The 13,395-nt window shown below is 40.8% G+C and carries 12 protein-coding genes; 8 read left to right on the plus strand and 4 right to left on the minus strand.

Features of this window, described 5'->3' with window-relative positions; translation table 11 throughout:
• The first annotated feature begins 52 nt into the window (after nucleotides 1-52).
• The 4 genes from porX to B5X60_RS12000 all read left to right on the plus strand — a co-directional run bounded on the left by porX (nucleotide 53) and on the right by B5X60_RS12000 (nucleotide 4,025).
• Nucleotides 53-1,606, plus strand: a complete 1,554-nt coding sequence (porX, locus tag B5X60_RS11985) for a T9SS response regulator signal transducer PorX (RefSeq protein ID WP_079702924.1) — start codon at nucleotides 53-55, stop codon at nucleotides 1,604-1,606.
• Between the two features lie 38 nt (nucleotides 1,607-1,644).
• Nucleotides 1,645-2,061 carry a tRNA (adenosine(37)-N6)-threonylcarbamoyltransferase complex ATPase subunit type 1 TsaE gene (tsaE, locus tag B5X60_RS11990; protein WP_079702925.1) on the plus strand — a complete coding sequence of 139 codons (417 nt, stop codon included), beginning with the start codon at nucleotides 1,645-1,647 and terminating at the stop codon, nucleotides 2,059-2,061.
• Nucleotides 2,062-2,136: 75 nt separating this feature from the next.
• Nucleotides 2,137-3,348 (plus strand): alanine dehydrogenase, encoded by a 1,212-nt coding sequence (locus tag B5X60_RS11995; protein ID WP_079702926.1) that lies wholly within the window; start codon nucleotides 2,137-2,139, stop codon nucleotides 3,346-3,348.
• A complete protein-coding gene (locus B5X60_RS12000) occupies nucleotides 3,345-4,025 on the plus strand; it encodes a M15 family metallopeptidase (RefSeq protein WP_079702927.1) in 681 nt (226 codons plus the stop codon). The genes B5X60_RS11995 and B5X60_RS12000 overlap by 4 nt, the downstream gene beginning before the upstream one ends.
• Nucleotides 4,026-4,042: 17 nt before the next feature.
• Here the strand turns inward: B5X60_RS12000 and B5X60_RS12005 are convergent, their stop codons facing one another.
• A complete protein-coding gene (locus B5X60_RS12005) occupies nucleotides 4,043-5,050 on the minus strand; it encodes a pyridoxal phosphate-dependent aminotransferase family protein (RefSeq protein ID WP_079702928.1) in 1,008 nt (335 codons plus the stop codon).
• A gap of 7 nt (nucleotides 5,051-5,057) precedes the next feature.
• Nucleotides 5,058-5,606 carry a SixA phosphatase family protein gene (locus B5X60_RS12010; protein ID WP_079702929.1) on the minus strand — a complete coding sequence of 183 codons (549 nt, stop codon included), beginning with the start codon at nucleotides 5,604-5,606 and terminating at the stop codon, nucleotides 5,058-5,060.
• Nucleotides 5,607-5,713: 107 nt separating this feature from the next.
• Between B5X60_RS12010 and B5X60_RS12015 the strand changes: the two genes are divergently transcribed.
• Nucleotides 5,714-6,694, plus strand: a complete 981-nt coding sequence (locus B5X60_RS12015; RefSeq protein ID WP_079702930.1) for a YihY/virulence factor BrkB family protein — start codon at nucleotides 5,714-5,716, stop codon at nucleotides 6,692-6,694.
• A gap of 2 nt (nucleotides 6,695-6,696) precedes the next feature.
• On the opposite strand, the gene B5X60_RS12020 is transcribed toward B5X60_RS12015, so the two are convergent.
• On the minus strand, nucleotides 6,697-7,119 hold the full coding sequence (locus B5X60_RS12020) for a hypothetical protein (RefSeq protein WP_079702931.1): 423 nt from the start codon (nucleotides 7,117-7,119) through the stop codon (nucleotides 6,697-6,699).
• 2 nt (nucleotides 7,120-7,121) lie between these two features.
• Complete coding sequence (locus tag B5X60_RS12025; RefSeq protein ID WP_170878441.1) at nucleotides 7,122-8,345, minus strand: D-alanyl-D-alanine carboxypeptidase; 1,224 nt, start codon at nucleotides 8,343-8,345, stop codon at nucleotides 7,122-7,124.
• A gap of 220 nt (nucleotides 8,346-8,565) precedes the next feature.
• Here B5X60_RS12025 and B5X60_RS12030 point away from each other — a divergent pair, with 220 nt between their 5' ends.
• The 3 genes from B5X60_RS12030 to B5X60_RS12040 all read left to right on the plus strand — a co-directional run bounded on the left by B5X60_RS12030 (nucleotide 8,566) and on the right by B5X60_RS12040 (nucleotide 13,363).
• Nucleotides 8,566-9,801, plus strand: coding sequence for an aspartyl protease family protein (locus B5X60_RS12030; RefSeq protein WP_170878442.1), 1,236 nt, complete (start codon nucleotides 8,566-8,568; stop codon nucleotides 9,799-9,801).
• 102 nt (nucleotides 9,802-9,903) lie between these two features.
• Nucleotides 9,904-12,414 carry a zinc-dependent metalloprotease gene (locus B5X60_RS12035; RefSeq protein WP_079702934.1) on the plus strand — a complete coding sequence of 837 codons (2,511 nt, stop codon included), beginning with the start codon at nucleotides 9,904-9,906 and terminating at the stop codon, nucleotides 12,412-12,414.
• Between the two features lie 94 nt (nucleotides 12,415-12,508).
• On the plus strand, nucleotides 12,509-13,363 hold the full coding sequence (locus B5X60_RS12040; protein WP_079702935.1) for a phosphodiester glycosidase family protein: 855 nt from the start codon (nucleotides 12,509-12,511) through the stop codon (nucleotides 13,361-13,363).
• Nucleotides 13,364-13,395: the final 32 nt, after the last annotated feature.

Below are 13,395 nucleotides of genomic sequence, written 5' to 3' on the forward strand. Positions count from 1 at the left end.
TTGAGCTTTTAAAAAAGTTCATCCCACTTATATTGCTAAAATTTACATTCAAATGCAGGAAACAAACATTCTATGGGCCGATGACGAAATCGACTTGCTCAAACCACATATACTCTTTCTGAACGAAAAAGGATACAAAATAAAAACAGTTACCAATGGTAATGATGCTTTAGATTGTTTCAAAAACGAGAATTTCGATCTTGTTTTCCTGGATGAGAATATGCCTGGCCTTACAGGTTTGGAAACCTTGGCGAAAATAAAAACTATCAATCCCGACGTGCCGATCGTCCTGATCACCAAGAATGAAGAAGAGTATATGATGGAGGATGCAATCGGGTTTAAAATTGATGACTACCTGATTAAGCCCGTTAACCCCAGACAAATCCTATTGACCATCAAAAAACTTATTGATAATAAGCGCCTCGTGAGCGAAAAGACTTCGATGGCTTATCAACAGGATTTCAGAACCCTGGGAATGACCCTAAATGACAACCTAAGTCATTCGGAATGGGTTGATGTATACAAAAAACTAGTCTATTGGGAGCTTTCGCTTGAAACTCTGGAAGATGACGGCATGCACGAGATTTTAACTGTGCAAAAAGCAGAGGCCAATGTCCAATTTTCAAAATTTGTTGAAAAGAACTATCTGAGCTGGCTCAAAAACCCACAGGATGGTCCGATAACTTCAAACCAATTGTTCACAAAGAAAGTCTTCCCGTCACTGGAAGCGAAAAAGCCCACATTTTTTATCCTCATTGATAATCTTCGGTACGATCAGTGGAAAATGATTAATTCAATTCTTACGGATTATTACCGTGTTGACGAAGAAGATAGCTATTACAGCATTCTTCCCACAGCGACTCAATATGCGAGAAACGCAATCTTTTCGGGACTAATGCCTCTTGAAATGGAAAGAAGATTCCCTGACATGTGGCAAAACGATGAGGATGAAGGCGGCAAGAATTTGTTTGAGGAGAAATTTCTTGCAGATCAGATCCAGCGGGTAATGCGCAAGGAATGTAAATATTCATATAACAAAATTCTAACCTATGAGCAAGGCAAAGCCATCAACGAAAATATCAACAACCTGATGGGGAATGACCTAAATGTTATCGTTTACAATTTCGTAGATATGCTGTCGCATGCGCGAACAGACATGGCGATGATTCGGGAACTTGCTAATGATGAGGCTGCTTACCGTTCGCTAACACTTTCCTGGTTCGTGCATTCACCTCTATTGGATGCCCTAAAAAAGCTCTCTCAGAAAGATATTAAACTCATAATTACAACTGACCATGGAACAATTCGTGTAAAACATCCTAGTAAAGTTGTCGGTGATCGGAATACAAATTCAAATCTGCGTTACAAACAAGGCAAAAATCTTAACTTTAACGCAAAAGAAGTGTTTCATGTTAAAAACCCTCACGAAGCAATGTTGCCCAAATTGCACATGAGTTCGGGCTTCATTTTCGCAAAGGAAGATGGCTATTTTGTATATCCCAACAATTATAACCAGTTTGTTAACTACTTTAATGAAACGTTCCAGCATGGTGGTATTTCGTTAGAGGAGATGATAGTACCTTATGTGACCTATAGTCCCAAATAGCCTTGTAGATCATTCCCATATTTTTATATTTTTACGATATGGAAATTCGTGTTCGCGATTTGAAGGACCTTCCTGGTGCTGCAAAGCAATTGCTGGAGCTTTCCGCCGGTATAAAAGTATTCCTGTTCAGGGGAAACATGGGAGCAGGGAAAACAACTTTTATAAAAGCTATTTGTGAAGAACTTGGAGCCAGCGATAGCATTTCCAGTCCTACCTATTCTTTGGTGAATGAGTACCAATCTGCTAACGGTAACATATTCCATTTCGATTTTTTCCGCATCAGAAGCGTGGCAGAAGCTTATGATATGGGCTTTGAAGAATACTTATATTCAAACACTTACTGCTTTATCGAGTGGCCGGAAAAAATTGAGGAATTATGGCCTGCTAACTATATTGAAGTGACTATTGAACAGGATGAAGAGCGAGTAAGAAAGATAAAGGCCCGCAGAATTTAGGGTAATCTTATGATTTAGGCATTCAACCTTTTTCAAAATTTTCGTACCTTCCAACCCCTATTGACATTTTCTATGATGAGTGAACTATCTGACATTGCAAAACAGGCCATGATGCAGCCACAGGAAGCAATGTTAGAACTGAAGAATAAAAAGAACAATCTGTTCATAGGCATTCCAAAAGAAACTTCCTTCCAGGAAAACAGGATTGCATTAACTCCATTATCCGTAGGATTATTAATTCAAAACGGCCATGAAGTTTTTATCGAAGCTGGCGCAGGTTTAGCTGCAAACTTTAATGATGACCATTATAGTGAGCAAGGTGCACGAATAGTTTATGACAAAAAGGAAGTCTATAAGGCTGATATTATTATTAAGATAGCACCCCCAACGGAAGACGAGGTCGGGATGATGAAGATGGGACAAGTTTTGTTCTCCGCTCTTCAAATGTCTACTATGAAAGCTGAGTTCCTGCACTCCTTAATGAAAAAGAAAGTTACAGCATTTTCATTTGAATATTTAAGGGATGAGGGAAATGTACTAAGTGTAGTCCGGGCAATGAGCGAAATAGTAGGTGCCACTTCTGTACTAATTGCTGCTGAATATTTAAGTAATGTGCTGGAGGGAAAAGGGTTAATGCTTGGGGGAATTACGGGAGTACCTCCCACAGAAATTGTCATTCTCGGAGCAGGAACTGTTGGTGAATATGCTGCTAGAACAGCTATCGCGCTCGGTGCGGAGGTAAAGGTTTTTGATAGTTCAATCTACAGGTTGCGCCGTCTGCAAAATAATATAGGCACCCGGGTATTTACATCAGTTATTCAGCCGGTAGTTTTACAAAAAGCCATTCGAAATTGCGATGTGGCTATTGGCGCTATCCGTGCCAGCCATGGCAGAAGCCCCTGCATCGTTTCCGAAGAGACAGTAAGTAAAATGAAGCCCAACTCTGTAATTATCGATGTCAGCATTGATCAGGGTGGTTGCTTTGAAACTTCAAAGGTCACCAATCATACGGTTCCTACCTTTAGAAAATACGATGTGATACACTATTGTGTTCCGAACATCGCTTCCCGTGTATCGCGCACCGCTACATATGCATTAACAAATATCTTTACTCCAATTTTACTGGACATTGGAGAAATGGGCGGAGTTATGAATTTGATATGGGAAAGACCGGGGATCCGAAATGCAACGTATTTATACCAGGGTAAATTAACCAACAAAGATCTCGCCGAGCGTTTTAGTATCCCGGTTAAAGACCTCGATTTACTGATAGTCTCCAACCGATGATTAAAAAAATTCTTCTTATTAGCTGTTTCTTTTTTGCCTTTGATGCCAGGGCTCAAACATCCAATCCCTTTGGGTTGGATGTGATTAACAATTTAGCTGATTACAAAAAATCTGTCGCTGCCAATCCTGACAAACAATTAGTTGAGTTAACAAAATATATTCCCGGACTGAAATTAGACATCCGGTATGCCACTAAAAACAATTTTGCAAAACAGGCTGTATATAAACAGGCCAGGGCATTCGCCCGGTTGCCAGTTGCAAATTCGTTAAAGAATGTTCAGGCAGACCTCAAAAAACAGGGTTTAGGCCTTAAAATATTCGATGGTTACCGGCCATACAGCGTTACCGTCAAATTCTTTCAGATTGCCTCTGACAAAAATTTTGTTGCCAACCCAAAAGACGGATCGAGGCACAACCGGGGTTGTGCGATGGATTTAACTATCATTAACCTTAAAACGGGTAAAGATCTGCCAATGCCCACTCCTTATGATAGTTTCGCAGCTGCCGCCAGCCCTTCCTACAACAATCTACCAGCAGAGGCAATTAAGAATCGCGATCTCCTGATCAAAGTAATGGAAGGCAATGGGTTCAGGGTACTCGATAATGAATGGTGGCACTTCGACTTCAAAGGTTGGAAAGAATACGAACTAATGGATATTGCATTTGAGGATCTATAAGAACTGTTAATCGCAGTTTAGTATTTCTTATTTAATAGCACAACGCTTTCTGCCAACTTCCTCATTTGTTCTTTAGTATGCCTGCTGTTTAAAACAACGCGATTCAATGCCTTTCCTGTAGGATCTGGGTAAGCGAAAGATGATATAAGGATTCCTTTGGAGGAAAGATATTCGCCAGCGCGGGCATTGTCCAATAGGTATACCGGAAATTCCTTTAAGTATGAAATGTTTTTCTCCCCTCCAATATATCCCGTAAAGAATTTCATATTGTCTCTGAGTTTTTCGAGCTCTTGCGAATATATAGCGGAAGCTTTGCAATACGCAAATAACATTCCTGGAGCAGGGGGCGATGCCCCGGCATATACCGGCGAAGTTCTCAATTCATTTAAAATTTCCTTTGATCCCAAAATCACACCTGCGTCAACACCAATCGCTTTCGCCATGGAAGCTATCACTATAGTTTCAAGGTTTTGGAGTTTTGGAATTCTTGGATACACACCTTCACCGTTTTTGCCTGTAATTCCAAGACCATGGGAATCGTCTACCAAAAGTGTTACTTTACGATTAGAATCAATTTCATTCAACCATTCAAACCCGTAAATTTCAGGGAAAAGATTATTGAGTGAATTTGTAATTAACAAAATCGGCTCTTCGGAATTCTTTAATAAATCTAATGCCTGTTCTGACCACTCGTTAAAACTAATTTTTGGCGGAGAGGGTTGTCCGAGCCACAAAGCCGGATGGGTGTCTGGAGCATACAGGAATCTAACTTTTTCAGAAAAATGTTGTATAACAAGCTGCGCAGCCATATATCCGCTGGATACGATTATCGAATCCTCTGCTCCGCTTCGGCGCGCTGCTTCCTCCTCGGCCATGGCAAAAACGTCAAGCGTTACATTATTATTCCTCGAAGCTCCGAAGTTGGTTCCGTATTTATCAATACCTTCGAAAACCAATTTTTTGAATTCCTCGTTATGGGGCATACCTAGATAAGCCGTGCCGCCAAAAAAAGACTTTTCTTCCAAGTTAAGCCTAGTTTTTTTTAATTACCGAGGTGTGGTGTGGCATCCCATAATTTCCAGTTGAAAGGGAGGCATATCCGTTATCATTCACATCGACTTTGAATATGAAATCATAATCATCATCCGTAAGGGCAAACAGGGGGCGTGTTACACCAAAAGCTTCTGCTAATTCGAGAACGGTATTAGAGTGACCGATTATAAGTACTTTTTTACCTTTATACCTTGATTTTATGAGCTCAGCCAGGGATTTCGGATCTGAGGGGTTATAAAACGCTATCGCCACCTTATTTTTTTTAGCAACTAGTTCACCGGTTTGTGTAGTCCGTTTGTATTTCGTTGAGAATACAGCCGCAAATTTTTCCCTTTTTAATCTTGCAGCCAGGGATTTCGCCCTTGCAAGCCCTTCACTACTTAACTGAGGATCGGGGTTTTTGGGATCCGATAAATCTTTTTCGCCATGACGAACGATATAAATAGTTGTTTTATCTGCGGAAGATTGGGCATACACCAAGGATGTCACTCCGATCAGCGCGATTAACAGCAGGCATAATTTTTTCATAGCGTTATGGTCCGTTAATTGTTTGTTCTTAGAAAGGGATCAAATGAGAATTTTTAAATTTATTAAAACAGTTTCATTCCCAATCACATTCTAGCAATAAAATACATATGACACGTAAGAAACGGTTCAGATTTAATAACATGGGCCAGCTTCTGTTTAAGGCTTTCAATGCATTTTGGGACGATAACGCTTTGAAAATGAGTGCAGCACTCGCTTATTATACCGTGTTTGCTATTGCTCCCCTCTTGCTCATGGTAGTTTCTCTGGCCGGAGTGATATATGGAAGAGAAGCAGCTCAGGGAAAAATATTTGCCGAGCTGAATAAATTCGTTGGATCCGATGCTGCCATCCAAATACAAGAAACTATAAAAAACATTTCAGACAGCCAGCAATCAACGTTTGCTTTTATAGTCGGCTTCATAACTCTCTTCATTGGAACAACAGGTGTATTTGTAGAAATACAGGAGTCAATTAATCAGATTTGGAGAGTTAAGGCAAAGCCTAAGGCTGGGTGGGTAAAACTTATCACAAATAGGATTCTTTCGTTTTCGATGGTAATTGGACTGGGATTCCTGCTGATCGTATCATTGATAATTAACGGTATTGTGTTAGCCTTGAGCGCCAAGCTTCAAATCTACTTCCCTGATATCACGCTGCTTTTTATCAATCTATTCAATCTCATCTTAACATTTGCTGTCATTTCAGCTCTCTTTGCCATTATTTTCAAGTTCCTGCCAGATGTTGTCATAGCCTGGAAAGATGTACGAATGGGGGCCTTTTTCACAGCAATAATGTTTATGATGGGAAAATTTCTAATCGGCCTTTATATCGAACAAGTAGGGCCAGGCACCGTGTATGGTGCAGCAGGGTCAATCATTGTGATCCTTATATGGGTTTATTATACGTCAGCAATATTGTTTTTCGGCGCGGAATTCACACAGGTTTATGCTGATTGTTACGGTGGTAAAATTCTGCCAGCTCCATACGCTGTTCATGTACTGCATGTGGAGGAAGTACATAAAGTAAAGGTGCTTCCACCTCAGGATCATGACAAAACCTATGAAGGTACTGACAAGGTGAAAAAGTAAATTTATAAAACGATTTCCGTCGGACCGGAAACTTTACTGATGTGGCAGGCGCATTTACCGCCATTAACTACAAATTCAGCAGACACTTTTTTGTTCGTAGTGGGATGTGTAGCAGTTACAGTGATCACATCACCAGATTCTGACAACGTTTTGACATCAGCGTCGCTGGCTACAGTGTAAAGTCCCTGATTATTAACGGTGGATGGCTCATTATTTTGAACCGTGCTTTGATTTGTCCTCTTATTTATAGCAGAAAAATCTTTAACGGTGACAGGGTTACCGGCGGTATCTTTAAATTTAACTTGTACCATTCTGAATTCCTGAGTGCAAATCATTTGCTCGCATTCTACGGGCTTGGTTTTCGTTGCCGAGCATGCAAAAAGACAGAATGCCGACAAAGCAAGGATATGATTCAATTTGTTCATGGCTAATAATTTTGGTGGATGTAAGTGATAATTCGCTCCATTTCATTTCTAACATCTGCAGTAGGCTTTACAAAATTATTATTCATAAAAGAATAGATAAGTTTCTTCCCTTTCTTTGTGATTAAATAACCGCTTTGATTGTGGTTGTTTGATAAGCTTCCTGTCTTCGCAAAAACAAAAGGTTCTTCAGACTTATACAAATTTCGCAGCGTTCCTGTTTTACCACCGTTCGGCAACATGTTAAAAAGGCGCTTTTCGTCATCAGTTGCCTCATATATTTTTTCGCATAAGCGCACAATTGAGCGGGGAGTGAAAAGATCTTGTCTGGACAATCCTGAACCGTCTACCCATATAGGCTTGTCTGGAAGATCCTGAAGAAAATTTTTAATAATATAATCGATGACAATCGGTGTATTCATTTCCAGACCGTTCGTGGCTCCAATGTTCAGAAGGATTTGTTCTGCAATAAAATTATCGCTGGGTAACAGCATGTTTCGATACAGAGTATCCGATGCTACGCTATACCAAGTTTTATGATCTTTTGCCAGGGTACGGTTTATGGTACCCGAATAATTTGGAATTGAAGACGTTAGTATTGTGCTGATTGTCGGCACACTGACTTTGAATGGTACAAGCTGATTAAAATTTGCTGCAACAGGAATTGATGGTTGATAAAAATCGTTGGTCAGCAAGTCTCTGTAGATTCTAAAACGACCAGCCTCCTTTTTTGTATCAGTAAAAAGTTGAAATGGACTATTTCTATTGAACTCAGGATAGGATACGACTTGGTTGCCATTGTGAGTAAATAATATTGAATTTCCATAAACGGGCAGCTCTGAAATCTCAGGCTGATAATATTCATTATAATCATCATATGTCCACCCTGTGCCATAAAATGGGCTGGTATACCTGTCAGTTGCCCAATAGATTTTTTTGTTGCTTGCTATTAGCTTTTCGAGAACTGGTTGCTTTTTGTAGTCTGAATTAAGGAATGTAGGATCGCCGGTTCCCCAGAATATCAAAGAATCCCCACGTTCAATATATTGTAGGCCGGCAATTGAATCTTTAAGCAGCTTCAATCCGGCATAGAACGTAAATAACTTTGTATTTGATGCTGGCGTGAAATACTTATCGCCATTTTGCTCTGCAATCATCTTTTTGTCTTTGAGATCATAGAGTGCAAAGCCCGTGTAATGCTGCTGCAATACCGGAGACTTTCTAATCATCTTAAGGATTTTCCCTGGTCTAATTGTTTTCGCATGCAACTCCTGGCACCCAAACACAAGCAATGCAAATATTATCAGTCTTACTCTCATATTTAAAAGTAGAAAACAATTGACAAGATTTACAAAGATTTGGATTGGATTAAAGTTTTATGCCGTAACTTGTTTATGCATCATGAGTAATCATTTCGACCGTGGGATTAGTTGTTCTGTTCGAACTTTAATGATAAAATTACTTATCGTGATGCTGGGCTTTGTCTTAACAGCGAACGAAGTTTCCGCTCAAAGATTCGAGTTCCCGGGGAGGCGAAAAAAAGAAATTGTCCCTTTTAAGATGGTCAAAAACTTAATGATCATTAAGCTTATGATCAATGGCAAGGGTCCATTCAATTTCGTGCTCGATACAGGAGTTGGCCTTTTCCTGATTTCCGACCCGAAGCTCATCGACTCTGTTGAAATTAAAAACCTGCGAAGCATAAATATTACCGGTTTCGGCGACGGTGAACCTCTCAGCGCTTATGTTACCCCATCAATTGATGTAGGTTTTGGAAGTACAAATGCCAAATCACTGTCTGCTGCGATTCTAAAAAAAGATATTTTCGAGCTCTCCAATTATGTCGGCATGCCTGTACATGGGCTGATAGGTTACGAGTTTTTTAACAGCTTTATTGTAAAGATAAACTTTACTCTAAGTACACTGACAATTTATAGGCCCGAGACAACCTATATCGCCCGAAAAGGATACCGGGTACCTTTGATGATCGAGGATCGAAAGCCGTATCTGGTATCAAACATCGAGTTGACCTCTGGTGAAAAAATAGCAGCCAAGCTTATACTGGATACCGGGGCAGGTCATCCCATATCACTAGAGACTAATGGAGGTGTTCCATTCGAAGTTCCGAAAGTTAACATAGCTGGAAACCTTGGTATAGGTTTAACCGGTCCGATAAGCGGTTATATCAGCCGAGTAAAATCGCTGAGCATCGGAAAATATACCCTAAACAACGTAATCGCCGCGTTTCCTGACTATGACGACGTTGGTTCAAAAGTGTATTCGGTAAGCAGGAATGGTAATATGGGTATCACCATATTAAAAAGATTCAACGTTATTTTCGATTATAACGAGTCAGCCCTGTACTTAAAACCCGGCATCATTTTAAACGAGCCATTTGAGCATGACATGAGTGGATTGGAACTAACTTCAGCTGGCCAAAAATTCGACAGAATGTTAGTTAGCAGGGTAGAACCCGGGTCCTCGGCCGCAGAAGCTGGCTTGAGTAAAGACGATGAAATTCTTGCCATAAACTTTAAGCCAGTTAGTGAGATGAGCCCATCGGAAATAGATAACCTGTTCCGTTCAAAATCAGACCGCAGTTTTATAATTGATGTTCTACCTCATGGTGCAAAAAGTAACAAGGAAAAGGAAAGAATAATTCTGACGTTAAAAAGGAGAATTTAATCCCTTATTCTGCGAAATAATTTATTTTGCAATTAACGGTCATTATTATCTGCAAATAATACATTTGTAGATTGCATTTTAGCTAACCCCTTATCACTTAATATGACAAAAGATTTATCCTATGTAAGGTATGCTCTTTTCGCTGCATTGCTGGCGAATATTAGCAACACCGATTTGCTTGCCCAAAACCGCAGGCCGACAACACCTGCAGCACCAACGCCGGCTACCACCGCTGCACCAGCTCCGGCATCTGCAGCTCCCAAAACGGGCATCAGACCTTATAAAGAGATCATAACCGACAAGGCCAAAACCGACAAAGGACTTTTCAAGGTTCATCGCCTCGATAGTAAATATTTTTTTGAGATTCCTGATTCACTTTTTGATCGGGAAATGCTGGTTGTTACACGATATGCAAAAACTCCAACTGTAGACGGAACATACGGAGGTGAGGAATTAAACGAGCAGGTTTGGAAATGGCAAAGACGTGACAAGCAAGTTTTTATACGCATACCGTCCTACAGAAACGTTGCTGCTAAAGAAACAGACATGTTTGAAGCAGTAAAAAACTCAAATCTGGATGCTGTTTTATCATCCTTTGATATAAAAGCCATCAATGCAGATTCAAATTCGGTTGTTATTGATGTTACCGATCTGTATTCTAAAGACGTGCAATCGCTTGGGCTACCACAAAGCTTGCGTACTCTTTACAAGATCACAACCATGGACGAAGCACGTACGTATGTCGATACTATTAAGTCATTCCCTATGAATATTGAAGTGCGGTCGCTGAAAACATACCGTGCTACAGATCCTCCTGGTGATAAGTCGATTGGCTCAATGACTGTTGAGATACATAATTCAATGCTTTTGTTGCCGAAAGTACCATTCAAAGCTCGTTTCGCTGATGACAGAGTTGGGTATTTTGGTCAAAGCCAAACTGATTACGGTTTGGACGCGCAAAAAGCACAGGTCACCCGATATATTCATCGTTGGAAGCTCGAACCAAAAGATCCGGCAGCATACAAACGCGGAGAACTGGTTGAGCCTAAGAAACAAATTGTATACTATATCGATCCGGCAACACCACAAAAATGGAGACCATATCTTATTGCAGGTGTTAAAGACTGGAACGTAGCGTTTGAGGCGGCTGGCTTCAAGAATGCAATCACCGCTCTGGAACCACCTGCAAATGACCCTGACTGGTCTCCCGAAGATGCGAGATATTCAGTTATCCGCTATTTCGCATCAAATATTGCAAATGCGTACGGCCCTCATATCTCAGACCCTCGCTCAGGGGAAATTATGGAATCTGATATTGGCTGGTACCACAACGTAATGAATCTGGTTAGAAACTGGTTTTTCGTACAAACTGCGGCTATTAATCCAGATGCCCGCACTCCTAAATTTAAAGATGAGATTATGGGTCAATTAATTCGGTTTGTGTCGTCACACGAAGTGGGGCACACACTGGGATTACCACATAATTTTGGATCAAGCGTTGCCTATCCTGTTGATTCACTGCGCTCCCGTACGTTTACCAAAAGAATGGGCGGAACCGCTCCATCAATTATGGACTATGCCCGTTTCAATTACATTGCTCAACCTGGTGACGAGGGCGTTGTGTTGTATCCGGGAATCGGAGATTACGACAAATGGGCTATCAAATGGGGTTATACCTGGTTTGATAATCAAACACCTGAGCAAGAGGCCAAAATCTTAAACAAATGGACTATCGAAAAGGCTGGCAACCCAGCGTATTTCTATGGACAGCAAACCGGAAATCCAATTGACCCTAGAGCCCAGTCAGAGGATCTTGGCGATGACGCTGTTAAAGCTTCAACTTATGGAATCGCAAATCTAAAAAGAATCATACCGAACATTGAGAAATGGACATATGAAGAAGGTCAGCCTTATAACAACTTGCAGGAGCTGTACGGCGAGGTATTAACTCAATGGAACCGTTATATGGGGCATGTTCGCTCGAATATCGGTGGGATATATGAGGATGATAAAACCTACGAGCAGAAAGGTGCTGTGTATACTCATGTGCCGCAGGCGAAGCAAAAAGGAGCTGTGGCCTTTATCAACCAGCAAGCTTTTGCAACTCCACAGTGGATGCTTGATCAAGCACTCTTAAGCAAATTTGATAATGCTGGAATTGTAGAAAGATTAAGAAGAACTCAGGTTGGCGTTTTAAACGGCATATTGGATTTCTCCCGCCTGAACCGTGTCATAGACAACTCTGTGAAGAACGGTGCTGAAGCATACAGCATGGATGAGCTATTCGCGGATCTAAGAAATGGCATCTGGTCTGAATTAAAGACTGGAGGAAATATCGACACCTATAGAAGGAATCTGCAAAGAGCATATATCGAAAGAATGTCTTATTTGCTTAACGAAAACGAGCCTACTCCTCCTGCGCAATTTGCTGCCCAGGCAGCTCCTCAAATGGACGCATCACAATCCGACATCCGACCAATGGCGAGATATGAATTGAAGGCTCTTGCGGGCCAGATAAGGGCAGCACAGCCCAAGTTTAGCAATACGGTACTTAGGTCGCATCTTGATGATGCACTGGTGAGAATTGCTGATGCTTTAGACCCAAAGAAATAAACCAACAAATATAAAAAGCCCTGCCTGGTTAGTTCCAGGCGGGGTTTTTTTATACGCCGCTAAACTATAACTTCGCCTTATAAACTTCAAAATAATGAAATCATTTATCACCGCCCTGCTGCTTACCGGCTTACTAAGTCCCGCTTTTTCACAAACTGATTCTTTAAATGTTATTAAAGCTAATTGGAAGAAGAAGAAAATTACTTCCGGAGTTACGCTAAAGACAAATTGGTTTAATAATAATTTATTTGGCTCAAATCAGAATGTAAGTGTCCTGGAAATAAAGCCAAAAAGGAAGCTTATGCTTGATCTGGGTTTCGATGCAAAAAAACTTATAACAACAAGTGATTTTGGACAGAATACCAACTCAATCGCTGCGCTCAACGGAACTTTTTTTGATATCGCAAATGGAGGTTCCGTTGATTTCATTAAATCTGATGGTATTGTGATCAACGAAAGCCGTCTTCCCAAAAATGGGCTTAGAGTAGGTCACCAGGCTTCCGCACTCGTATTTAAAAATGGGAAATTAACCATAAGTAAGTTTAATGGCGATCCTTCATGGGAGCAGTCTCTGGACGGTGAAGACGTTATGGTTACCGGGCCACTATTAATTTTAGACCAGAAAGACGAGAAGTTGGATTCAAATGCCTTCAGCAAAACCCGTCATCCCCGCACCGCGGTAGCAGTTACCAAGAATAATCGCGTGTTGTTAATAACCGTTGATGGCAGGAACGAAAATTCGGCTGGGATGAGTTTATTTGAACTCACCAAATTAATGCGCTGGCTAAATTCTGATGACGCAATAAATCTGGATGGTGGTGGTTCAACTACCCTTTGGCTAAAAGGATATGAAGGAAATGGCGTTGTAAATTATCCCACTGATAACAAGAAATGGGACCATGAAGGTGAGCGGAAGGTGGCAAATGTTGTTCTTCTAAAGAAAAAATAGTAAAAAAGGAGTTAATATCCTGATAAACATCT

This window comes from Daejeonella lutea, assembly GCF_900168015.1.
Taxonomy (GTDB): Bacteria; Bacteroidota; Bacteroidia; order Sphingobacteriales; family Sphingobacteriaceae; genus Daejeonella; species Daejeonella lutea.

Excerpts from the sequence above, each read along its gene's own strand:
- porX (WP_079702924.1), top strand. The coding sequence starts at position 53 with ATGCAGGAAACAAACATTCTATGGGCCGATGACGAAATCGACTTGCTC.
- tsaE (WP_079702925.1), top strand. The coding sequence starts at position 1,645 with ATGGAAATTCGTGTTCGCGATTTGAAGGACCTTCCTGGTGCTGCAAAG.
- B5X60_RS11995 (WP_079702926.1), top strand. The coding sequence starts at position 2,137 with ATGAGTGAACTATCTGACATTGCAAAACAGGCCATGATGCAGCCACAG.
- B5X60_RS12000 (WP_079702927.1), top strand. The coding sequence starts at position 3,345 with ATGATTAAAAAAATTCTTCTTATTAGCTGTTTCTTTTTTGCCTTTGAT.
- B5X60_RS12010 (WP_079702929.1), bottom strand. The coding sequence starts at position 5,606 with ATGAAAAAATTATGCCTGCTGTTAATCGCGCTGATCGGAGTGACATCC.
- B5X60_RS12015 (WP_079702930.1), top strand. The coding sequence starts at position 5,714 with ATGACACGTAAGAAACGGTTCAGATTTAATAACATGGGCCAGCTTCTG.
- B5X60_RS12020 (WP_079702931.1), bottom strand. The coding sequence starts at position 7,119 with ATGAACAAATTGAATCATATCCTTGCTTTGTCGGCATTCTGTCTTTTT.
- B5X60_RS12025 (WP_170878441.1), bottom strand. The coding sequence starts at position 8,345 with ATGATTAGAAAGTCTCCGGTATTGCAGCAGCATTACACGGGCTTTGCA.
- B5X60_RS12030 (WP_170878442.1), top strand. The coding sequence starts at position 8,566 with ATGATAAAATTACTTATCGTGATGCTGGGCTTTGTCTTAACAGCGAAC.
- B5X60_RS12035 (WP_079702934.1), top strand. The coding sequence starts at position 9,904 with ATGACAAAAGATTTATCCTATGTAAGGTATGCTCTTTTCGCTGCATTG.
- B5X60_RS12040 (WP_079702935.1), top strand. The coding sequence starts at position 12,509 with ATGAAATCATTTATCACCGCCCTGCTGCTTACCGGCTTACTAAGTCCC.